This is a genomic window from Leisingera sp. ABM4_101, assembly GCF_056158725.1.
The window spans coordinates 1,668,617-1,689,316 of record NZ_JBSWTV010000002.1 but is presented as its reverse complement, the minus strand read 5'-3'; the positions used below and the strand labels follow the sequence as shown (position 1 = coordinate 1,689,316).

Genomic DNA, 20,700 nt, shown 5'->3' with positions numbered 1-20,700 from the left:
GCGGCGGGAATTATGCACCGCCAACCGCTCTTTGCGAATGGACCAAGCGCGCCATTTATTGTACATTTCACACATGACCAGCCGCCCCCGCATCAACAGCTACAACCTGTTCGGCGAAACCGCGGAACTGGCAGATGTGCTGCATATTGAGACTATCCGCACCCGGTCAGAGCTGCATGACTGGGAATTAAGGCCCCATCGCCATGCCCGGCTGCATCAGCTGCTGATCCTTACTGGCGGCGGAGGATGTGCGGAAATTGACGGTTTCAACCATCCGCTGGCCCCGCCCTGCCTGATCAATGTGCCGCGCAGCGTGGTGCATGGGTTCCGCTTTGACAGCGGCACTGGCGGCTGGGTGATTACCCTGGCATCCGATCTGCTGGACCAGAACCTGATGCCGGGCGAAGGCGTGCGGGCGGTGCTGGATCAGCCGGCCGTCCTGCAACTGCCTGCAGGGCTTCAGCCGCTGGCGGCGCAGCTGTCCGCTGAGTACGGCCGCCGGGACTTTGGCAGGGCGCAACTGCTGCGCGGCCTGGCGCTCTCCGTCACCGCCATTGCTGCGCGCGCCATTGCCGGGCAGGACACCGCGTCCCAATCCGGAGCCAGCCCGCTGTTCACCCGCTTCGAGGCGCTGGTGGAGCGCGATTTCCGCCTGCGCCGGCCGCTGGCGGACTATGCCTCTGAGCTGGCGGTCTCTGCCACCCACCTGAACCGGATCGCGCATCAGGCCACCGGCCAGCCGGCCTCGGCGCTGATCAGCGCCCGTGTCCTGCGGGAGGCGCGGCGGCTGCTGATTTACACCAATCTGAGTGCCGCGCAGATCGGTTATGAATTGGGTTTCAACGACCCGGCCCATTTCAGCCGGATGTTTGCAAAGGGCACCGGAATGCCGCCACGGAAATTCCGCCAGCAGCTTGCCCAAAGCGCCTGAGCCGCCGCAGACTGGCCCCTGCTGGACAGCGACAAGGGAGGCACCAAATGCTGCAGGGGATCCGCATTCTGGAGGTCGAGGGCCTGGGCCCCGGCCCCTTTGCCGCGATGACACTGGCCGACCTCGGGGCAGAGGTGATCTGCGTGCACCGCCCGTACACCCCCGTACACCGGGCCGTACGCCAGGAATGCCCGAAAGCTCGCTTTTGGACCGTGGCAAGCGGTCGATCACACTGGACCTCAAGGACCCCGGCGATGCGGAAACCTTCCTGAAACTTGCCAAAAACGCACATGGGCTGATCGAGGGCTTCCGCCCCGGCGTGATGGAGCGGCTGGGGCTGGGGCCGGAGGCCTGCCATGCGGCGAACCCGGCCCTGGTCTATGGCCGGATGACCGGCTGGGGACAGGACAGCCCGCTGGCCCATGCGGCGGGGCATGACCTGAATTACATCTCGCTGTCGGGGGCGCTGTGGTATGCCTCCGCCCCCGGCGACGTACCGCTGACGCCCGCGACGCTGACCGGCGATATCGGCGGCGGCGCGATGTATCTGGTGGCGGGAATGCTGGCCGGTATCCTGAAGGCGGGAACCACCGGCAAGGGCTGCGTGGTCGATGCCGCGATCTATGACGGCTCGGCCCATATGATGAACCTCTTGATGAGCATCCGCCAGGCCGGGAACTTTGGCGTCACACGTGGAGCAAACCTGCTGGACGGTCCGCATTGGAGCCGCACCTATGCCTGTGCCGGCGGCGGCTATGTCTCGGTGCAATGCCTGGAGCCGAAGTTCTATGCCCTGTTTCTGGAGAAACTGGGGCTGGCAGCGGACGCGGAGTTCCAGCAGCAGTTCGACAAAGCCAAGTGGCCTGCCCTGACCGGCCGGCTTGCCGGGATCTTTGCCAGCCAGCCGCGCGATCATTGGGCGGCGCTGTTTGAAGGGTCAGACGCCTGTGTGGCCCCGGTGCTGAACCCGGAGGAGGCAATGGCGCATCAAATGAATGCGCGCGGCACCTGGGTTGAAGAGCAAGGCGTGCTGCAAGCCGCCCCTGCCCCGCGGTTTTCAAGCCAGCCCGAATGGACACCGCCGGAAATCCCGCAACGCGGCCAGCACACGGAGGAAATCCTGGCAGAACTGGCCCGGAAGTAGGGTCAGTCTTCTTTCTTGGCCTTTTCAGCCGCAGCTTTCATCCGCTTGAGCAGTTCGGTCTTGTCTGCCTGCTTGCCAAAGGGGTTTTTCTTGCTGCCCTTGGCGTTGTGTTCCGCGTGGCGCGGCTTGTTACTGCCCATGCGGGCGCCGCCCATTCTGCTGTAGTCCATGATCAGGCCTCTGGATGTATCCGAAGATGCGGCTATTGCCGCATCTTCAAGGATAACACAAGGTCAGCAGCTGCGGACCGTGTCGATCATCCGCTGCACATTGTCCGGGTCGGCGTCAGGCGTGATGCCATGGCCCAGGTTGAAGATGTGCGGGCCGTTCCGGAACGCCTCGACAATGCGGCGGGTGTCATCCACCAGTTCCTGGCCGCCGGTGACCATATGGCGCGAGGCCAGGTTGCCCTGCACGCAGCCGTCCACCTGCACATTTGCTGCAGCCCATACCGGGTCGACCGAATTATCCAGTGCCACGCAATCCACGCCGGTTGCCTTGGCAAAGCCCACGTATTTCTCGCCCGCCTCGCGCGGGAAGCCGATGACGGGGATGCCCGGATGGCGTTCTTTCAGCGCCGCGGTGATCTGGCGGCAGGGTTCCAGCGCGTATTTCTGGAAGGCCTCGCCCTTCAGCGAACCGGCCCAGCTGTCGAAAATCTTGACCGCTTCGGCGCCTGCCTCGATCTGTTTCGACAGGTAGTCAATGGTTGCCTCGGTGATCCGCGCCAGCAGTGCCTCGAACAGGGCTGTGTTTTCTTCCCGCAGGGCGTGGGCCGGCCCCTGGTCCGGGGTGCCGCGGCCGGCAATCATATAGGTGGCCACGGTCCAGGGCGCGCCGGCAAAGCCGATAAGCGCGGTCTCGGACGGGAGTTCCCGCGACAGGATGCGCACGGTTTCATAGATCGGGTTCAGCGTTTCGTGGATGTCCGCGGCCGGACCCAGCTTGGCAAAATCCGCGTCAGAGGTGATGGTCGACAGCCGCGGGCCTTCGCCGGTCACGAACCACAGATCGGCGCCCAGCGCCTGCGGGATCAGCAGGATGTCGGCAAACAGGATTGCCGCATCGAACCCGTAGCGGCGGATCGGCTGCAGGGTGACCTCGGCGGCCAGCTCGGAATTGTAGCACAGCGACAGGAAATCCCCGGCCTGGGCGCGGGTGGCGCGGTATTCCGGCAGGTAGCGGCCCGCCTGGCGCATCATCCAGATCGGCGGCACATCCTGTTTTTCACCTGCCAATGCGCGCAGCAGCTTCTTTTGTCCAGCCATGGGTATCCTCTTTGTCGCTCGGCTCCTGAGGTCACGCCTGCGGGGGCGAATGTCAAGAGCAGGGGCGATGTGCCGCGCCTTGCGCACAGGCGCCTTGTTCTATGTCAAAGCCCGCGCGCGGCCCCTGTGGGAGATGCGCAAAAACCGGTTTCCTCCGGGATGCAAACTGATTTATGGCTTTCAGCATGACACTGACCCTGCCCTCCCCCGCTTCGCCCCTGAAAATCGGCACCCGCGGATCGCCGCTGGCGCTGGCCCAGGCCTATGAGACCCGCGCGCGCCTGGCCGCTGCCTTTGATCTGCCGCATGAGGCGTTCGAGGTGGTGGTGATCAAGACCACCGGCGACAATCAGGCGCTGATCGCGGCGGACAAGCCGCTGAAGGAGCTGGGCGGCAAGGGGCTGTTCACCAAGGAAATCGAAGAGGACCTCTTGTCCGGTGCCATCGACATCGCGGTGCATTCGATGAAGGACATGCCGGTGCTGCAGCCTGAGGGGCTGCTGCTGGATACTTATCTGCCGCGCGAGGACGTGCGCGATGCGTTTATCTCGCCGTCGCTGGCCTCGCTGCATGATCTGGCCGAGGGCGCGGTGGTCGGCACCTCCTCGCTGCGCCGCCGGGCTCAGCTTCTGAACCGCCGCCCCGATCTGAACGTGGTCGAATTCCGCGGCAATGTGCAGACCCGGCTGCGCAAGCTCTCAGAGGGTGTGGCGGAATGCACCTTCCTGGCGATGGCCGGCCTCAACCGGCTGGCGATGGCGGATGTGCCTGCCAATGCGATTGAGACCAGCGACATGCTGCCCGCAGTGGCCCAGGGCGCCATCGGCATCGAGCGGCGCGCGGACGACGGCCGCTCGGGCGATATGCTGGCAGCGATTCATGACCATGAGACCGGCCAGCGCCTGGCCGCCGAACGCGCCTTCCTGGCGGCACTTGACGGATCCTGCGAAACGCCGATTGCCGGTCTGGCCGAACTGGATGGCGCCACCCTGCGCCTGCGCGGCGAGGTGCTGCGGCCGGATGGGTCCGAGGCGATCAATGACGATCAGACTTGCCCGGTGGAGGACGGCGCGGAGCTGGGCCGGGAGATGGCGGCAAAGCTGCTGGAAAAAGCCGGCCAGGGGTTCTTTGACTGGAAGGCCTGAAGCGAGGCTCTGCCTCGCGCTCCGGGATATTTGGAGCCAGAAGAATACGGACCCTCCCTTCTTCTGGCTGACAATATCTTGGGGGTGAGCGCCCAAGGCGCGAGGGGGCAAAGCCCCCTGCCGGCGCTAGATTTGCCCCGACCACCTGAGCCAGCTTTCCGGGCTGCCGCGGAAGGTGTTGAGATCCACATCTCCTGCCACCCCCGCAACCTGGCCGGTGCCGCTGTACTGCCAGAAGCTCCACGCCTTGCCCGGGTAGACTTCGCGCGGATGGCCCGCGACGGAGCGCAGCCAGAACTCGGTGCCGCTGAGCCGGCCGATGCCGGTGTCGCGGTAGAAGTCCACCGTCGTGTAGACCACCGGGCGCTTGCCGTAATGGCGTTCCAGGATGTTCAGGAACTTGCGCGCCTCCGCCCGCACCGTGGCGCCATCGGGCCGCAGCCTGCAGGTGCGGGAGCGGTGGTTCCACTCCATGTCCAGAACCGGCGGCAGCGCGTTTGCATCCTTGGGCACGTTGCGGATAAACCAGCGCGCCTGCTCCGCTGCGGGACGGCAGAAATAGTAATAGTGATAGGCGCCGCGTTTCAGCCCGGCCGCCCGCGCGCCGCGCCAGTTTTCGCGGAACTTGGCGTCAGTGTGGTCGCCGCCCTCGGTTGCCTTGATGTAGGCAAAGGAGACGCCGGAGCGGCGCACCTGGCGCCAGTCGATATCACCCTGGTAGCGCGACACGTCGATCCCGTGCACAGGATACGACCAGGGCTTGCGCCCCTCCCAGTCATGCGGGTCGCTGTCGCCGAACCGGGGATAGGTGGACAGCCCGGCCAGCCGCGCATTTGCAGGCTCCGTGCGGGTGACCTCCGGCGCGCTGGCGGCCCTGTCCGGCGGGCGGCCGCACCCCGCCGCCAGTGCCAGCGCCAATACCCCCAGAACCAGATTGCGCATGTGAAATGCCCCCTGCCTTGCTTTGTGTGATTGCTGCTCTTTTCTTGCCTGTTCCCTTTTACCTTAGCGCAGCCGGGCGCGATGTCGCGGACTGCGGCAGAAAATCAGCATAAATCCGCCGCAAGACAAAAACGCGCCGCTTGGGGGCGGCGCGCTTGCACAGGTTCAATTGCGGAGCCGGGTCAGACCCATTTGGCCAGCGGCGGCAGGCTCATCAGCACCGCGTTGGCGTCGTGGCCGGTCTCCAGCCCGAACTTGGTGCCGCGGTCATAGACCAGATTGTATTCGGCATAGAGGCCGCGGTGAATGAGCTGCGCGTCCTTGTCTGCCTCGGAATAATCCTGCACCCGGCGTTTTTCGACCAGCGGCACAAAGGCCGGCAGGAAGGCGCGGCCGATGTCCTGGGTCAGGGCGAAATCCGCCGCCCAATCACCGCTGTTCTGGTCGTCCATAAAGATGCCGCCAACACCGCGGGCGCGCCCCCGGTGGGGGATGTAGAAATACTCATCCGCCCATTCTTTCAGCCGCGGATACTGTTCTGCCCCATGCGGGTCCAGATACTGCTTCTGGGTGGCGTGGAAATGCGCGGTGTCGTCTGCGTATTCGATGCAAGGGTTCAGGTCCGAGCCGCCGCCGAACCACCAGGCATGCGGGGTCCAGAACATGCGGGTGTTCATATGCACGGCCGGAACATGCGGGTTGCGCATATGCGCAACCAGCGAAATGCCCGAGGCCCAGAACCGCGGATCGTCCTTCATCCCCGGGATGCCCTTGCGCGCGGCCATGGCATTCTGGGCGCGCTCGCCCAGGGTTCCGTAGACCTCTGAGATGTTGACGCCGACCTTCTCAAACACCCGTCCGCCGCGCATCACGCTCATCAGCCCGCCGCCCGCATCCGAGCCGTCATCCGAGGTGCGTTTGGTCTCTGTCACCTCGAACCGGCCCGGCGCCATCTCTGCAAAGGGGCCGTCGCTGTGGCTCATCTCCAGCCCCTCAAAGGCGGCCACGATCTGGCCGCGCAAGTCCCGGAACCAGGCTGCAGCCTGCGCCTTTTCGGCTTTCATCTCAGCAGTCATGTGAAGTCTTTCCAATCAGTGCATCGGTGCGGACACCGGGTCCAGCAGGGTGCGGCCGCCGTCCAGGGTCAGCACCTGGCCGGTCATGAAGCCGGAGGCATCCGAAGCCAGATACTGCGCGGTTTCGGTCAGCTCAGTCGGCGAAGCGACCCGTCCCAGCGGGGTATGCGCCTCGATATCCTGGCGGAAGCTGCGGTTGTCCTTGAGCGTGTCCCGCATCGAGGCGCTCATCACGGAGCCAAAGGCAATGGAGTTCACACGGATCCGGTGCGGCGCCAGCGCAACCGCCAGCGAACGTGTCGCCTGATCCAGCGCCGCGGAGGCCACGGAGTAGGCCATCAGTTCCGGATGGGTGCGGCGCGCGGCAATCGACGACAGGTTGATGATGCTGCCATTGGGTCCGTCGCCTTCGCGTGCTTCGCCCTGCTTGATCATCCGCCGGGCCACTTGCTGGGACAGGCGCACCGCCGGCAGCAGGCTTTGGTTCAGCAGCTGATCCAGGGTTTCATCCTGGGGATCGAGCGCATCGGTCGCCACCACCTGGCGGGCGCCGTTGACCAGGATGTCAATGTCATCGAAAGCGTCGATGGTGGCCGACAGCAGGTTGGCGATGGTCAGCCGCTCGCGCAGGTCGCCGGCGAAGTAGCGGATGTTGCTTTCGTCCGCCTGCTCGCCCAGCTCTGCCACCAGCTGCGCCTCTTGCATGTCGGCGAACATCACATTGGCGCCGGCGTCGGCGAACTGCTTGCCGATGGCCAGGCCGATGCCGCTGGCAGCACCGGTCACGATCGCGGTCTTGCCGGAGATGGAAAAGGACATTTGGGCACTCCCTGAGGCAGTTTGGCCCGCACGTTAGACCGCGCCGGCCGGTTTGGAAACCGGCATCGCGTCCGGCGCGCGGTTACTTGCGCCCGCGTTTGGGCTTGGCGGCGTGCAGGATCTTGAAGCGGTTGTCGCCGCTTTCCTCGCGCACCTGGGCAAAGCGTTCACCCAGCGCGGTTTCATAGGGCAGATGCCGGTTGGCCACCAGCCACAGGCTGCCGTTCGCGGCCAGCATTGCTGCTGCGGCGGCGATGAAGGCCTGGCCCAGCGACGGTTCCGCGGCGCGGCCGGTGTGGAACGGCGGGTTCATCACCACGGTGCTGACCGGTCCTGGCGCTTTCCAGCTGCGGGCATCGGCCCAGTGGAACTGCGTCCGCGGGTCGGCGGCATTGAGGCGGGCGCAGGCCAGCGCCGCATGGTCGGCCTCCACCAGATGCAGGTCTTCAACGCCCTCGCGCTTTAGCACCTGCGCCGAGAGATAGCCCCAGCCCGCACCCAGATCCGCCACGCAGCGGCCCAGTTTCTGCGGCAGTGCCGCCGCCAGCATCCGCGACGCCGGGTCGATGCCATCCGCCGAGAACACGCCCGGGGCGGTGATGAAGCCTTCAACCTGCTGCGGCCCTTCCGGCTGCCAATCCGGCAAAGCGGTGCCGCCCGCGATCCAGAACACCTTGCCATGCGCCTTGGAGACCGGCGCGGAGGGTTCGCATCGCTTGCGCAGGTCCTTCAGCACCGAATCAATGCCCTCGGTCTTGGCGCCGTCGATCAGCACCTGCCCCGCGGTGACGGCAGCGGCCTGCGCCACCAGCATCCGCGCCAGCGCCTTGGCCCGCGGCAGAAAGACAACAGCGGCAGCGTATTCCGCCCCTGCTTCCAGAGCGGGCACGCAGGCATAGCCCTGGGCCTCGAAATGATCATGGTCGGGGCGGAACGGCTGGATCACCAGAACCTGTTCCCTGGGCAGCACTGACAAGTCATGCCCGGCGCGGGGATGGAATACGGCGATACGGCCCTCAGCCGGAACGGCAAAGCCGCCCGATTGGGCGGCCAGTGACAAGCGGACGGACATCTAAGGGCCTCTTTTACTCTTCTTTTTCCATGGTGCACTGCAGCGGGTGCTGGTGGCGGCGGGCGAAATCCATCACCTGGCCGACCTTGGTCTCGGCAATCTCATGGCTGAACACGCCGACCACGGCAACGCCCTTTTTATGCACCGTCAGCATGATCTCAAACGCCTGCGCGTGGGTCATGCCAAAGAACCTCTCCAGCACCATCACGACAAATTCCATCGGCGTGTAGTCGTCATTCAGCAGCAGGACCTTATAGCGCGGCGGGCGCTTGGTCTTGGGCTTTGTCTTGGTCAGGACGCCGGCGTCTGTATCATCGTCTGAATGATCCGACATCATTACGGGCTGCAGCAGCATGGGCAATTTGATCCAGTGACACGTGGAATTAACTGTGACGCTTATATAGCCTCTATAGGGTTTAGGAAAAGAGACTGAGACGCGCAGATTGACACGAAATTTGACAACAATCGGCTTTGATGCCGACGATACCCTTTGGCACAACGAACGGTTCTTCCGCGTCACGCAGGACAAATTCGCCGAATTGCTGATGGATCACACCCCCGATGAGGTCGGACCGGAACAGCTGGACCGCCTGCTGCTGGATGCGGAAAGGCGCAATCTGGGGCGGTATGGCTACGGGGTGAAAGGGTTTACCCTGTCAATGATCGAAACCGCAATCGAGGTCACGCAAGAGCGCGTGCCCGCCGCTGTGATCAAGGAGCTGATCACCGCAGGCCAGATGATGCTCTCCTACCCGATCGAACTGCTGCCCCATGCGCGCGAGGCGGTGGAGGCGGTGGCCGGGCGCTACACCGTGGTGCTGATCACCAAGGGCGATTTGCTGGATCAGGAGCGCAAGCTGGCGCAGTCGGGGCTGGGTGATCTGTTTGACGGGGTTGAGGTGGTGTCGGAGAAGACACCGGAGGTCTATCTGGACATTTTCGCCCGCCACGGCGACGGGGCGGAGCGTGCGATGATGGTGGGAAACTCGATGCGCTCCGACGTGGTGCCAGTGATCGAGGCCGGCGGCTGGGGCACCTATGTGCCGCATGGGCTGGTCTGGGAGGTGGAGCACGCCGAAGCCCCGGAGCACAGCCCGCGCTACACCGAAATTGCAGATCTGAGCGGCCTGGCAGCGCTGGTGGAGCGCCTGGGCTGACTTGCAGCAAGCCGGAGGCCTGGCGGCACTTCAGGCGGCGCTTGATCCGCCCCGGGGCAAAAGCCGCCGCATAGGCGGCGCAGATCGAATTCCGGCGCGGAATTCGACCCGGTTTCCGGCGCGGAAACCGGATCCCGTGTGGCGAAGCTGAAGGCTGCAGCCGGAAACGGGCCTGAAATCCCCGCAGGATTTCAAGACGGAATTCGCGCCCGAATTCCGTATCCCCCGGATGCGGCCCCCTTGCCCCAATGGCGGGTGCTGCCCGCATCGCTGGTCTTGCACGCTTTTCATTCACCCCTTGATGGCCTAACTCCGTCCCAACAGCCAAGGGAGCCCCGGGACATGCCGCACGCCGAACTGAAATACTCCAGCGATCTGGATGTGGATGCCGAAACCATCCTCGCTGAAATCGAGGCCACCATCCTGGAGCACGACAGCGGCGCCGGCGCCTGCAAAGGGCGGGCCAATGCCGCGGACCGGTTCCGCCACACCCATATTGCCATCAATGTCGCGCTGCTCACCAAACCGCACCGGGATGAGGCCTTTTCCAGGGCGCTGCTGGCAGATCTCGAATCCCGCATCAAGGCGCGCCTGCCGCAGCCCTGTGAATTCTCGCTCGGGCTCAGCTACTCCTCCCCTTTCTACGTTACGAATTTCCATCCGGGCTGATATCTGCTGCCCCCTGCCCCTGCCCGGCGTCCGAAATCACCGCTCTCCAGGGCAGGCGGCGCAACTTTTTTTGATAACCTTTCGTTAGGACTTGCCGCATTTAGCGGCAAGTTGCACAGCACACACAAGATGCCGGCACCGCGCTGCGCAACCGCGCCACAGCCCCCATTCGCGCCTGTTTATTCCTCATAAACCCTGTGTTACGCTTTTGCGAACAGGCAAAAACGCCAGCCGGAAAACCGGCGGCATGAGGCAAACATGGCAGTGATCACGCAGGTCAATCCGGCGTCTGGCCGGTATTCCCGTACCCGGTTCCTATGGGCAGCCGCGGTTCTTTTTGTTGCAGCGCTGATGACGGTGCTCCAGCCGCAGCGGGCTGCCGCAGCCCCCTATGCGGCGATGGTGATCGACGCGCGCACCGGCGAAGTGCTGCATTCGCGCAATGCCGACACCCGGCTGCACCCGGCCTCGCTGACCAAGATGATGACGCTCTACATCGCGTTTGAGGCGGTGCGGAACGGTGAAATCACCCTCGACACCAAAGTCAAGATCTCCCGCAATGCCGCGGCTGAGCCGCCCTCGAAGCTGGGGCTGCGCTCCGGCCAGCGGATTGCCTTCCGCTATCTGATCCGCGCTGCGGCGGTGAAATCCGCCAATGATGCGGCCACCGCAATCGGCGAGACGCTGTCCGGCTCCGAGGCGGCCTTTGCCCGCCGTATGAACCGCACCGCCAAGGCACTGGGGATGAGCCGCACCACCTTCAAGAACGCCCATGGCCTCACGGCCAGCGGGCATCTGTCCACCGCCAGCGACATGACCACGCTGGGGCGGCATCTGCTGTATGATTACCCGGAATACTACAACCTGTTCTCGCGCCGCTCGACCCATGCAGGCATCCGCGAAGTCCCCAACACCAACCGCCGCCTGCTGGCCAATTACCGCGGTGCCGACGGCATCAAGACCGGATACACCCGCGCGGCGGGCTTCAACCTGGTGGCATCGGCCAAACGCGGCAGCGAGCGGATCATCGCAACTGTGTTCGGCGGCAAGTCCACCACCTCGCGCAATGCCAAGGTGGCGGAACTGCTGGACCTCGGCTTCCGGCGGGCGCCCTCGCGGGCTGCTTTGCGCAAACCGCAGCGCCCCGCCTATCAGGGCGCAGGCAATGTGGTGGTCGCCGATGCCGGTGACAGCGCGTCTCATGGGGTTGCAGGCAAAACCATCCGGGTCAGCGGCCAGGTGAACACCAGCCTGCGGCCCAAGACCCGGCCCGGCAGCAGCGAATCACCGGTTCTGGTGGCCGCCCTTGAGGAAGCCCTGCAGACGCCGCCCGCCGAACCTGGCGAGGACGCCTCCGAAACCGCCGGGCAGATCGAGAACGTGCAGCCCGTCAGCGCCGGCGGCGGCGTGCAGGGCGATGCCCTGCGCGACAGCATCGCCCAGGCCCTGGCGGAGGCAGAGGCTGAGCCGGAAGCCGCCCCGCAAGAGGCAACAGCCGCGGTCATCGCCGCGGTGCAGAGGGTGCCCTATACCGGCCTGCGCCCTGCGGCCCGCCCGGCCAGCCTGGCGCGGGCAGAGGCCGCGCAGGAGCCGGAGCCGGTGGTGGTCACCCGCCTGTCCACCTCCGGCGGCCGCTATTGGGGCGTCAATGTCGGGCTTTACACCAGCCGCTACCAGGCGGAGAAAGTCCTGCTGCGCACCGCGCTGTCTGAGCTGGAAACGCTGGACGGCTCCCTGCGCAAGGTCGCCAAGACACGGCGCGGGTTTGAGGCGAATTTCCTTGGCATGAGCCAGGAGCAGGCGGAACTGGCCTGCCGCCGCTTGAACGCCCGCAACGTGGCCTGCAAGCCGATCGGCCCGTCCTGAGCGGCACAGCTTCAGACCCGCAGCAAAGAGGCGCCCCTGCGGCGCCTTTTTTCATGCCGGGCGTCCGGCCCGGGCAAGCTCTCCCGCCCGTCGTCAGGCTTTTCTGACGAAAACCCCTCCTCCCGTTGGGCGCGGCACCGCGCGTGGCGCGGTGCCGCGCCCAACGCCGCCAAGGGGCTCTGGCTTCAGCCAGGGCAGCTGCGGGGGCGGGAGGGCTTGTTTGCTGTTCCGCGGCAGGCCGGACCAGGTGCCGGGGCCGGATCAAGGCTTGGGCTTGTCGTCCCAGTCATCGCTCAGGATGCGGCGGGCGTCGCCTTCGGGATCGTCATACTGGCTGCTGCGCACCGTGTAGACAAAGGCCGCCAGCCCCACCGAGCCGAGGATCAGCGAAATCGGGATCAGATAGGCGAGGACACTCATGGGCGGTTCCTTGGAGGGCGGGTCCGGTATGGCAGGCTCAGCGCAGCCGCAGCGCGTTGAGGGAGACGGTTATGGAAGAGGTAGACATCGCCAGCGCCGCAATCAAGGGCGTCGCCAGGCCGGCAATCGCCAGCGGCACCGCGATCACATTATACAGCGTGGCAATACGGAAGTTCTCGCGGATCCGGCGGGTGGCCTTCTGCGCCACCCCGCAGGCCTCGGCAATCGGCCCGAGATCCTGGCCCAAGAGCACAATGTCGGAGGCCACCCGTGCCGCGTCCAGCGCCGAGGCGGGCGAGATCGACACATGCGCCGCCGCCAGCGCCGCAGTGTCGTTGAGGCCGTCGCCCACCATCAGCACCTTCTTGCCCTGATCTGCCAGCAGCTGCACCCGGGCGGATTTGTCGGCGGGCAGCGCTTCGGCCACCCACTTGGCGATGCCCAGCCGCCCGGCCAGATCCTCCACCGCGCCGACGGTGTCGCCGGAGATCAGCAGCACGTCCTTGCCTGCCGCCTTCAGGGCCGTGACGGCCTCCGCGGCGCCGGGGCGCAGCGCGTCGGTGAACAGGAACGCTTTCGCCTCCCCTGCCCCGGTATCCAGCCAGGCCGCCGTCTGGCTGCCCTGCGCAGCGCCCACCCAGGCCGCGCGGCCCAGCCGCACGCGGGCGCCGCGGAACGTTCCTTCGGCGCCATAGCCCGGCACCTCGGTGATGTCCTGCACCCTGGCCGGTTTGATTCCGGCCTCCCGCGCCGCGCGGGTCAGTGCCATGGACAGCGGGTGCGCCGAGCCTTCGGCCAGGGCCAGGGCAATCTCCAGATCGCTGCGGGCGTGATCGCCCAGGTTGGTCACCTCCGGCGTGCCCGCGGTCAGCGTGCCGGTCTTGTCGAAGACCACGGTGTCCACCTCTGCCAGCCGTTCCAGCGCGGTGGCGTGTTTGATCAGCATGCCCTTCTTGAACAGCCGGCCCGAGGCCGCGGTGGTCACCGCAGGCACAGCAAGGCCCAAGGCGCAGGGGCAGGTGATGATCAGCACCGCAGCCGCGATGTTCAGCGCCATGCGGATGTCGAATGTCCACAGGTACCAGCCAGCAAAGGCCAAGGCCGACAGGATATGCACGCCGGGCGCATAAAGCTTGGCGGCACTGTCCGCCAGCGACGTGTAGCGGGAGCGGCCCAATTCCGCGATGGCGACCAGATCGGCCATCCGGTGCAGCGAAGTGTCCTCGCCCACCGCCGTGGCGCGGACGGTCAGCGGGCCGGTCAAGTTCACTTCGCCGGCGGAAACCGCAAGGCCCGGCTCCGCAAAGACCGGCAGGGTTTCCCCGGTCAGCAGGGAGCGGTCCAGTTCCGACTGGCCCTCGACGATCTCGCCATCCACCGGCATCCGCCCGCCGGGGCGCACCAGGATCAGATCGCCGATGGCCAGATCCGCCACCGGCACCTCGTATTCATTGCCGTCCAGCAGCCGGATCGCGCGGGGCACCTCCAGCGCCGCCAGCTCTTCAGCCGCTGAGCGCGCCACCGCCCGGGTGCGGTAGTCCAGGTAGCGGCCCGCCAGCAGAAAGAAGGTGAGCGTCAGCGCCGCATCGAAATAGGCGTGCTCGCCCGACAGCGAGGTTTCCCACAGCGAAGTCACCAGCGCCAGCACCAGCGCCAGCACAATCGGCACATCCATGTTGAGGCGGCCAACCCGCAGCGCGGTCCAGGCGTTAGCGAAAAACGGCTGCGCAGCAAAGATGATCGCCGGGAAGGTGATCGCGGCAGAGATCCAGTGGAACATATCCCGGGTTGCGTCAGACGCACCGGACCAGACCGACACCGACAGCAGCATCACGTTCATCGAGGCAAAGCCCGCCACCGCCAGCCGCATCAGGAGGTCGCGGCCCGCCTTGTCATTCTGGGTGGCGGCCAGCGCTGCCAGATCCAGCTCATGCGCCTCATAACCCGCCTGTTCCAGCACCGGGATCAGATCGGCGGCGCGCACTTCGGGGTCTGCCTCGATCAGCGCCCGCTTCAGCGTCAGGTTCACCCGCGCCGAATGGATGCCGGGATGCGCGTTCAACTCTCGCTCCACCGCCGAGATGCAGGCCTGGCAATGGATGCCCGGCAGCGACAGCGCCAGCCGGGCCTCGGTGGGGGCCTGCTCTGCACTGTCGTGCGGGGCGGCAACGCAGGCCGGACAGGCGGCCAGAGACGGGCGGAGCTGGGCGGTCATCTGTGTTACCCCCTCACATGCAGGATCACGCGCTGGGTGAACTCGGTGCCGTCCTTGGCCCGGGCCACCATACGGATGTTCCAATTGCCGGGGCCAAGCGCGGCCGGCGCCACATAGGCCTCGCCGTCAAAGGTGAATTCCGGCTGCTGGTCGTCCTGCACATGGGTGGCCCGGCCCAGCGTCGCGCTCAGCTTGGCGACCTCCACCGGCTGGCCCTCGGCATCGGTGATCTCCAGCTTGACCTGATCCCCGGCTGAGGACGCATAGACCGACCAGCCCAGCGCCTCTTGCGCGGAACGGCGTTCGTCGAATTCCTGGCTGGCGATATAGGAGTTCTTCACCTCCAGCCCCGGAAAAGTCTTCACCGCATTCACCGCCAGAGCGATATTCACCCCGATGATCACCGCAAAGGCGCCGCCAAAAACCATCAGCATGTGCTTGCCGGTAAACTCACGTTCGCGCTTGGCCATGGCTCACTTCCCCTTGCCGTTAAAGCTGGTGTCCTTATACGCCCGTTCCCCGTTTATCAGATCCTCGACCCAGATGCGAACCGGGGTGGTATCGGTCTGCGAAGGTGCCGAGCCCCTGGAGGAGACGATATAGACCCGCTGCAAGAGCGCCGTATCGGCGGGCACGTTGACCGAGTGGTAGACGGTGCCTTCCAGCTGCAGCCGCATCGTGGGATCGCCCTTGATCGACAGTTTGAACACCCGGTCCTCGCCATGCTTGTTGCGCAGGCGCACGTCATAGGTGTTGCGGATCGAGCCGTCCGACAGCGTCACATAGGTCGGGTTGCGTTCGGGTGCCACCGTCAGCTCGATGTCGGCGCGGATGAACAGGGCAAACAGCAGCCCCAGCCCGACCAGCGACCACAGGCTGGTGTACATGATGGTGCGCGGCCGGAAGATATGCTTCCAGACGTTCTTGGACGGCTTGCCCTGGCGTTCCGCCGCCTCGTCCGAGGCCGCCATGTAGTCGATCAGCCCGCGCGGCTTGCCGATCCTGGCCATCACATCGTCGCAGGCGTCGATGCACAGGGCGCAGGTGATGCATTCCATCTGCTGGCCGTCGCGGATGTCGATGCCCATCGGGCAGACGTTGACGCAGGCCATGCAGTCGATGCAGTCGCCGTGCTGGGTGCCGGGCGCGTCGGTCTTGCGCGGTTTGCCGCGCGGCTCGCCGCGCCATTCGCGGTAGCCGACGGTCAGCGTGTCCTCATCCATCATTGCCGCCTGAATGCGCGGCCAGGGGCAGGCATAGATGCAGATCTGCTCGCGGGCGAAGCCGCCGAACAGGAAGGTCGTCGCGGTCAGCACCAGCATGGTGGAATAGGCAACCGGGTGCGCGTTCAGCGTCACCAGGTCATAGGCCAGGGTTGGTGCGTCGGCAAAATAGAACACCCAGGCGCCGCCGGTGGCCAGGCCGATCAGGAACCAGGCCGCCCATTTGGTCAGGCGCAGCCGCGCCTTGCGGAAGTCCATCTTTTTCTGCCGGTGCAGGCGCAGGCGGGCGTTGCGGTCGCCCTCGATCCAGCGCTCGACCAGGATAAACAGGTCGGTCCAGACGGTCTGCGGGCAGGCATAGCCGCACCAGACCCGGCCCAGCGCCGAGGTGAACAGGAACAGCCCCAGCCCCGCCATGATGAGAAGGCCCGCGACAAAGTAGAATTCATGCGGCCAGATTTCGATCCAGAAGAAATAGAACCGCCGGTTGGCCAGATCCAAGAGCACCGCCTGATCCGGCAGGCTGGGTCCGCGGTCCCAGCGGATCCAGGGGGTCAGGTAATAAATGCCCAGCGTCACCGCCATGATGTACCATTTCAGGTTCCGGAAGGGTCCGGACACGCGGCGCGGGAAAATCGGCTCCCTGGCAGCGTAAAGGCTCGGGGCTGGCTCGGAATCGCTCACGGACTCTCTCCGTCTTGTGGCTGTCTCGCGCCCTTGTCACAGATGCAGGATGCCAGAACTTTGACGTGGATCAAAAAGCGCATCGCACAATCATGTTTTCCGGCCTGCATCCGCGCATTGTGAGGGCAAAACGCCACCTATGCCTGTGCGCCCGCCCCCGCCAGAGGCAAGTTGCCGCAGCGCAGCGATTGCGGCGGCCGGCGGTATTATTCCGTCATTGAAGCGGCGGGAGGCGGCAAGGGTTTCTAACCCAGGGTTGCCACTACCCTCTATGCACGAATACAAAGCTCACAAACCTGCAGTCCTAAAAAAGAGCAGCATATGAGCACCTTGTCACGAACCGGCACAGAAACACCCCTTCCTGATGCCGCAAGCATAAACGTGCATGGCATGTCTGCTCTGCCCGATGGCGGCTATGTCACTGTCTGGGACTCAAGCTTCGGCATTAGAGCGCAGATCATCCGCCCCGATGGCCGACCCAAGGGAAAGGCCATCGAAATTACGCAAAGCGCTGGCAGAGACAACCGCCCGGACGTTGCTGTCCTGGAGGATGGCAGTTTCGTCGTCACCTACACGTCGCTGCGCAGCACAACCAATGCCGAGATTGAAGCGCAGAAGTTTTCCAAAGACGGCGTGCCGTCCGGGAAAGCCTTCACAGTGTTTGTGGACACAGAGCACACAAGCTTCGACCCTGAAATTACCGCTCTGGCCGACGGAGGGTTCGCCATTTCCTACAACGGCCTTGGGCGGGACAGCAGTGGATTCAGCTACCATGCCCGGGTATTTGACGCCGATGGCACCCCCCGTTCAGATGACTTTCGTGTCAATCAGACGACAAAGAGCTTTCAATCGTTTGGCGATATCACCGGACTGCAGGATGGCGGCTTTGCCGTCACCTGGCGCTCCAGGGAAGTGGACGGCAGCCTTTATGCCGTGATGCTGCGTCTTTACGATGCCGATGGCACGGCACGAACGGGCGAGCTTCAGGTGAACCAGTACTGGCTGGACAACCAATCGGATCCCTCCATCACGGTTCTGAACAGCGGCAAAATCCTTGTGGCGTGGAATTCCGACGGACAGGACGGCAGCGACGAAGGTATCTATGCACGGATCATGAATGCAGACGGCAGCCCGGCTGGCGACGAGTTCCAAGTGCATAGCCAGACATCAAACGTGCAGTACAAACCGGACGTCACAGCGCTGTCGGACGGCGGTTTCCTGATCGTTTGGACGAGTGTCACATCTTCGAGCACGTCCATTATCGCCGCACAGCGGTTCAACGCCGACGGCACCCCCATTGGCGGTGAAACCAAAATATCATCCGGGACAACAGATCTGGATGTGCGGGTTAAGGTGGCTGAGCTGGCAGACGGCGTTGTCGCGGTCAGCTGGCAGGACTACAGCCGTTCCACCTTCAACGGCGAAATCGAATCGCGGATTGTGCTAGCGCCGCCCCAAGGCAGCGACGGCAGCGACCGCTTGTCTGGCACCCGCTTCGACGACCGCCTCGACGGGCTGCAGGGAGACGACTGGCTGACCGGCGGGCGCGGCGAAGACACCCTCAAAGGCGGCGCAGGCGCCGACACCTTGCTGGGGAACGGCGGCCGGGACAAATTGCTTGGCGGATCGGGCAGTGACCAGCTGGCCGGCGGCAAAGGCGACGACCAGCTTTCGGGCGGCAGAGGCAGCGACGTGTTCGTCTTTGCAAACAAGGGCGGCTCGGACACCGTTAGGGACTTCAACGCCCTCAACGGCAACGAAAAGATCGACTTGTCCGCTGTGACCCGCATCAAAGGGTTCGCTGACCTGCAGAAGAACCACATGACCCAAAACGGGGACGACGTGGTCATCACCGACAATGCCAGAACCGAAATCACCCTGTCGGGCGTGGATCTGGCGGATCTGGACAGGGGCGACTTCCTGTTCTGATCCCAGCCCCCAAAGGCTGCCCGGCAGGTTGCGCCATTATCCCTTGGCGCACTGCCGCCGCAGCCAGCTGACAAGCTTGCGGGCCTCGGGGCGCAATACGCCGGGGCGGGTCACGATGTGGTAGCCGCGGCTGTCGCTTTCGGTGAACAGGTTCCGCAGGCGGCCGCTGCGCAGATCCTCTTCGGCAAAGGCCTGCACGCTGACCGCCACCCCCTGGCCCGCCCGCACCGCCTGCATCAGCAGATTGCCCGGCAGCCGGGTACGCGGCCCGCGCAGGGAGGCGGTGACACCGCGGGACTCCAGCCATCGTGACGCCTCGGAGGTGCCCAGCTCCTCCAGCCACGGCAGGTCCAGCAGATCCTCCGGCGCGGCAACCTCCCGCCCCTGCAGCAGGCTGTCCGCGGCAATCACAACCATCGGCGACGGCAGCAGCATCGCGGCCTCCAGCCCCGGCCAGCTGCCGCCGCCATAACGGATAGCAATGTCCACACCGCCCGGTTTCAGCTCGACAATCTCGCCGCGCGGATCCAGCACCAGGTCAATGTCCGGGTGCTCTGCCTGAAACCCCGCCAGCCGCGGCATCAGCCAATGGGCGGCAAAGGCGGGCGTGCAAGTCACATGCACCGGCCGGGCGGCACCGGCGGCCGCAATTTCCTGCACCGCCGCCTCTATCGCGCCAAACCCCAGCTGCAGCGCACGGGCCAGATGCGCCCCCTCCGCCGTCAGCGCCAGGGTCCGGCCGCTGCGGTCCAGCAAAGCCGCACCAAGATAGGCCTCCAGCGCGCGCAGCTGCTGGCTGATGGCAGCGTGGCTGACATTCAGCGCCGCCCCTGCCTGCACCACATTTCCAGCCTCCGCAAAAGCAGCAAAGGCCCGAAGCGCAGCCAGCGGCGGCATGTTCAACCAATCCATATGTAACCCATGCTTACATGATGTGAGTCTTCTTAACTCGCAGGAATCGCGCTTTCAGGCAAGTATCAGGAACACACGCCAAAACAGGAGCCCGCCATGCTGACCGATATCTACGCCCGCTCGATGATAACCGCGGCCCGCCAGGACTGCGTGCGGCTGCGCGATCTGGCGCCCGCCAAACCGCTGCCGCGCGCCTATCAGCTGCCGCCCCGCGCACCGGGTCTGCTGGCCAGGTTCACCGCATGGCTGCGCGGCCGGCCGCCGCAGGTCCGCTGCATCAATCCGCAAGAGATTTGAGCGAAAAAAGCGCCGGTTTTCCAGGAAACGCGCGAACAGATCGGAAAACCGGCGCATGACCCGTTTGGCCTGCACGTCGGCCTAGCGGGATATCTTGCTGCCCAGGAGGGGTGTTAGCCAAGCAGCAATGTCTTTCACCTGCGGTTTTACCCCGTCCCCGCCGGGCAGAGTTTGATGCGGATCAAACAAGCGCAAAAAAATTGCCCGGCCCCGGTAAAAAAACTACGCTGGCCTTATGGCCAAGGATGAAAGCGAACAGACCGGAACCGGCAGCCGCGAACCGCTGTCGGCGGCAGAAATCGGCGCGCTGGCGCATTTGTACCGCGGCGAGATCTACCGCAGCACCATCTGGCGCACCCGGCTGGACACCACCACCAACTGGGCCGTGGTCACGCTGGGCGTGGCGCTGTCGATCTCCTTTTCCTCGCCCGAGGCCTCGCCGCTGCCGCTGATCCTGGTCGGGGTGCTGATCATCTTCTTCCTGATGCTGGAGGCCCGCCGCTACCGCTATTTCAACGTCTTCCGCGCCCGCGCCCGCTGGATGGAGACGCATTTCTACACACCGATGCTGAAAGAGGGCGACCTGCATCTGGAGGAGCACTGGCAGGATGTGCTGGCCGCCGATTACCTGCGGCCCGAATACCATGTCGGCGTGATGACCGCGATCGGGCGGCGGATCCGGCGCAACTATTTCTGGATCCTGCTGATCCAGTCCCTGGCCTATGCGGGCAAGCTGGCAGTGCATCCCACCGGCATCACCTCGCTGGGCCAGGCCGTGGACCGTGCCGACATCGGCCCCTTCCCCGGTGAACTGGTGCTGGGCACCGGCGTTTTCTACGTTCTGTTGTGGGGCAGCATCGCCGCCTGGAGCACCAGAACCGACGCCGCCCGCGCCCGCAAGCGCAAGTCGATGACCTCGATGGGCTAATCC

General features: G+C 65.0%; 20 protein-coding genes and 1 pseudogene. 9 read left to right on the top strand and 12 right to left on the bottom strand.

Annotation, left to right across the window (positions count from 1 at the left end; translation table 11 throughout):
• The first annotated feature begins 73 nt into the window (after positions 1-73).
• Positions 74-931 carry a helix-turn-helix domain-containing protein gene (locus ACXAEK_RS09295; protein WP_475041399.1) on the top strand — a complete coding sequence of 286 codons (858 nt, stop codon included), beginning with the start codon at positions 74-76 and terminating at the stop codon, positions 929-931.
• Between the two features lie 47 nt (positions 932-978).
• A pseudogene (locus tag ACXAEK_RS09290) lies at positions 979-2,075 on the top strand (CaiB/BaiF CoA transferase family protein).
• A gap of 2 nt (positions 2,076-2,077) precedes the next feature.
• Here the strand turns inward: ACXAEK_RS09290 and ACXAEK_RS09285 are convergent.
• Complete coding sequence (locus tag ACXAEK_RS09285; protein WP_475041398.1) at positions 2,078-2,245, bottom strand: hypothetical protein; 168 nt, start codon at positions 2,243-2,245, stop codon at positions 2,078-2,080.
• A gap of 63 nt (positions 2,246-2,308) precedes the next feature.
• Complete coding sequence (hemE, locus tag ACXAEK_RS09280) at positions 2,309-3,343, bottom strand: uroporphyrinogen decarboxylase (RefSeq protein WP_475041396.1); 1,035 nt, start codon at positions 3,341-3,343, stop codon at positions 2,309-2,311.
• A gap of 185 nt (positions 3,344-3,528) precedes the next feature.
• Here hemE and hemC point away from each other — a divergent pair, with 185 nt between their 5' ends.
• Entirely contained in the window at positions 3,529-4,488 is a 960-nt protein-coding gene (gene hemC / locus ACXAEK_RS09275; RefSeq protein ID WP_475041395.1) for a hydroxymethylbilane synthase, read from the top strand.
• 126 nt (positions 4,489-4,614) lie between these two features.
• Here the strand turns inward: hemC and ACXAEK_RS09270 are convergent, their stop codons facing one another.
• From ACXAEK_RS09270 to clpS, 5 genes are all read right to left on the bottom strand, one after another.
• Complete coding sequence (locus tag ACXAEK_RS09270) at positions 4,615-5,430, bottom strand: glycoside hydrolase family 25 protein (RefSeq protein ID WP_475041393.1); 816 nt, start codon at positions 5,428-5,430, stop codon at positions 4,615-4,617.
• A gap of 182 nt (positions 5,431-5,612) precedes the next feature.
• On the bottom strand, positions 5,613-6,506 hold the full coding sequence (gene hemF / locus ACXAEK_RS09265; RefSeq protein WP_475041391.1) for an oxygen-dependent coproporphyrinogen oxidase: 894 nt from the start codon (positions 6,504-6,506) through the stop codon (positions 5,613-5,615).
• A gap of 15 nt (positions 6,507-6,521) precedes the next feature.
• Positions 6,522-7,325, bottom strand: coding sequence for an SDR family NAD(P)-dependent oxidoreductase (locus ACXAEK_RS09260; protein WP_475041390.1), 804 nt, complete (start codon positions 7,323-7,325; stop codon positions 6,522-6,524).
• An 82-nt stretch (positions 7,326-7,407) separates the two neighbouring features.
• Positions 7,408-8,397: a class I SAM-dependent methyltransferase gene (locus ACXAEK_RS09255; protein ID WP_475041388.1), complete on the bottom strand. Its 990-nt coding sequence runs from the start codon at positions 8,395-8,397 to the stop codon at positions 7,408-7,410.
• Between the two features lie 13 nt (positions 8,398-8,410).
• A complete protein-coding gene (clpS, locus tag ACXAEK_RS09250) occupies positions 8,411-8,752 on the bottom strand; it encodes an ATP-dependent Clp protease adapter ClpS (RefSeq protein ID WP_475041387.1) in 342 nt (113 codons plus the stop codon).
• A gap of 88 nt (positions 8,753-8,840) precedes the next feature.
• Here clpS and ACXAEK_RS09245 point away from each other — a divergent pair, with 88 nt between their 5' ends.
• The 3 genes from ACXAEK_RS09245 to ACXAEK_RS09235 all read left to right on the top strand — a co-directional run bounded on the left by ACXAEK_RS09245 (position 8,841) and on the right by ACXAEK_RS09235 (position 12,089).
• Complete coding sequence (locus tag ACXAEK_RS09245) at positions 8,841-9,554, top strand: HAD family hydrolase (RefSeq protein ID WP_475041385.1); 714 nt, start codon at positions 8,841-8,843, stop codon at positions 9,552-9,554.
• Positions 9,555-9,896: 342 nt separating this feature from the next.
• The gene (locus ACXAEK_RS09240) at positions 9,897-10,223 is read left to right on the top strand and encodes a hypothetical protein (RefSeq protein ID WP_475041383.1); all 327 of its coding nucleotides are present in this window, start codon (positions 9,897-9,899) and stop codon (positions 10,221-10,223) included.
• Positions 10,224-10,481: 258 nt separating this feature from the next.
• Positions 10,482-12,089 carry a D-alanyl-D-alanine carboxypeptidase family protein gene (locus ACXAEK_RS09235; protein WP_475041381.1) on the top strand — a complete coding sequence of 536 codons (1,608 nt, stop codon included), beginning with the start codon at positions 10,482-10,484 and terminating at the stop codon, positions 12,087-12,089.
• A gap of 261 nt (positions 12,090-12,350) precedes the next feature.
• Here ACXAEK_RS09235 and ccoS read toward each other — a convergent pair whose 3' ends face one another.
• The 4 genes from ccoS to ccoG are packed head-to-tail and all read right to left on the bottom strand — an operon-like array spanning position 12,351 to position 16,631.
• Positions 12,351-12,509: a cbb3-type cytochrome oxidase assembly protein CcoS gene (gene ccoS, locus ACXAEK_RS09230; RefSeq protein ID WP_475041380.1), complete on the bottom strand. Its 159-nt coding sequence runs from the start codon at positions 12,507-12,509 to the stop codon at positions 12,351-12,353.
• 37 nt (positions 12,510-12,546) lie between these two features.
• Positions 12,547-14,724 carry a heavy metal translocating P-type ATPase gene (locus ACXAEK_RS09225; protein WP_475041378.1) on the bottom strand — a complete coding sequence of 726 codons (2,178 nt, stop codon included), beginning with the start codon at positions 14,722-14,724 and terminating at the stop codon, positions 12,547-12,549.
• 5 nt (positions 14,725-14,729) lie between these two features.
• Positions 14,730-15,194: a FixH family protein gene (locus ACXAEK_RS09220; protein WP_475041377.1), complete on the bottom strand. Its 465-nt coding sequence runs from the start codon at positions 15,192-15,194 to the stop codon at positions 14,730-14,732.
• A 3-nt stretch (positions 15,195-15,197) separates the two neighbouring features.
• Complete coding sequence (gene ccoG, locus ACXAEK_RS09215; RefSeq protein WP_475041376.1) at positions 15,198-16,631, bottom strand: cytochrome c oxidase accessory protein CcoG; 1,434 nt, start codon at positions 16,629-16,631, stop codon at positions 15,198-15,200.
• Positions 16,632-17,021: 390 nt separating this feature from the next.
• On the opposite strand from ccoG, the gene ACXAEK_RS09210 reads away from it, so the two are divergent.
• Complete coding sequence (locus ACXAEK_RS09210; protein WP_475041374.1) at positions 17,022-18,560, top strand: calcium-binding protein; 1,539 nt, start codon at positions 17,022-17,024, stop codon at positions 18,558-18,560.
• 36 nt (positions 18,561-18,596) lie between these two features.
• Here the strand turns inward: ACXAEK_RS09210 and ACXAEK_RS09205 are convergent, their stop codons facing one another.
• On the bottom strand, positions 18,597-19,472 hold the full coding sequence (locus ACXAEK_RS09205; RefSeq protein WP_475041372.1) for a LysR family transcriptional regulator: 876 nt from the start codon (positions 19,470-19,472) through the stop codon (positions 18,597-18,599).
• Between the two features lie 96 nt (positions 19,473-19,568).
• On the opposite strand from ACXAEK_RS09205, the gene ACXAEK_RS09200 reads away from it, so the two are divergent.
• Both ACXAEK_RS09200 and ACXAEK_RS09195 read left to right on the top strand, forming a co-directional pair.
• Positions 19,569-19,769 (top strand): hypothetical protein, encoded by a 201-nt coding sequence (locus tag ACXAEK_RS09200; RefSeq protein ID WP_475041370.1) that lies wholly within the window; start codon positions 19,569-19,571, stop codon positions 19,767-19,769.
• Between the two features lie 235 nt (positions 19,770-20,004).
• The gene (locus tag ACXAEK_RS09195) at positions 20,005-20,697 is read left to right on the top strand and encodes a DUF2270 domain-containing protein (RefSeq protein ID WP_475041368.1); all 693 of its coding nucleotides are present in this window, start codon (positions 20,005-20,007) and stop codon (positions 20,695-20,697) included.
• Positions 20,698-20,700: the final 3 nt, after the last annotated feature.

Coding starts and splice junctions, on each gene's coding strand:
- ACXAEK_RS09295 (WP_475041399.1), top strand. CDS start 74: ATGACCAGCCGCCCCCGCATCAACAGCTACAACCTGTTCGGCGAAACC.
- ACXAEK_RS09285 (WP_475041398.1), bottom strand. CDS start 2,245: ATGGACTACAGCAGAATGGGCGGCGCCCGCATGGGCAGTAACAAGCCG.
- hemE (WP_475041396.1), bottom strand. CDS start 3,343: ATGGCTGGACAAAAGAAGCTGCTGCGCGCATTGGCAGGTGAAAAACAG.
- hemC (WP_475041395.1), top strand. CDS start 3,529: ATGACACTGACCCTGCCCTCCCCCGCTTCGCCCCTGAAAATCGGCACC.
- ACXAEK_RS09270 (WP_475041393.1), bottom strand. CDS start 5,430: ATGCGCAATCTGGTTCTGGGGGTATTGGCGCTGGCACTGGCGGCGGGG.
- hemF (WP_475041391.1), bottom strand. CDS start 6,506: ATGACTGCTGAGATGAAAGCCGAAAAGGCGCAGGCTGCAGCCTGGTTC.
- ACXAEK_RS09260 (WP_475041390.1), bottom strand. CDS start 7,325: ATGTCCTTTTCCATCTCCGGCAAGACCGCGATCGTGACCGGTGCTGCC.
- ACXAEK_RS09255 (WP_475041388.1), bottom strand. CDS start 8,397: ATGTCCGTCCGCTTGTCACTGGCCGCCCAATCGGGCGGCTTTGCCGTT.
- clpS (WP_475041387.1), bottom strand. CDS start 8,752: ATGCTGCTGCAGCCCGTAATGATGTCGGATCATTCAGACGATGATACA.
- ACXAEK_RS09240 (WP_475041383.1), top strand. CDS start 9,897: ATGCCGCACGCCGAACTGAAATACTCCAGCGATCTGGATGTGGATGCC.
- ACXAEK_RS09235 (WP_475041381.1), top strand. CDS start 10,482: ATGGCAGTGATCACGCAGGTCAATCCGGCGTCTGGCCGGTATTCCCGT.
- ccoS (WP_475041380.1), bottom strand. CDS start 12,509: ATGAGTGTCCTCGCCTATCTGATCCCGATTTCGCTGATCCTCGGCTCG.
- ACXAEK_RS09225 (WP_475041378.1), bottom strand. CDS start 14,724: ATGACCGCCCAGCTCCGCCCGTCTCTGGCCGCCTGTCCGGCCTGCGTT.
- ACXAEK_RS09220 (WP_475041377.1), bottom strand. CDS start 15,194: ATGGCCAAGCGCGAACGTGAGTTTACCGGCAAGCACATGCTGATGGTT.
- ACXAEK_RS09210 (WP_475041374.1), top strand. CDS start 17,022: ATGTCTGCTCTGCCCGATGGCGGCTATGTCACTGTCTGGGACTCAAGC.
- ACXAEK_RS09205 (WP_475041372.1), bottom strand. CDS start 19,472: ATGGATTGGTTGAACATGCCGCCGCTGGCTGCGCTTCGGGCCTTTGCT.
- ACXAEK_RS09200 (WP_475041370.1), top strand. CDS start 19,569: ATGCTGACCGATATCTACGCCCGCTCGATGATAACCGCGGCCCGCCAG.
- ACXAEK_RS09195 (WP_475041368.1), top strand. CDS start 20,005: ATGGCCAAGGATGAAAGCGAACAGACCGGAACCGGCAGCCGCGAACCG.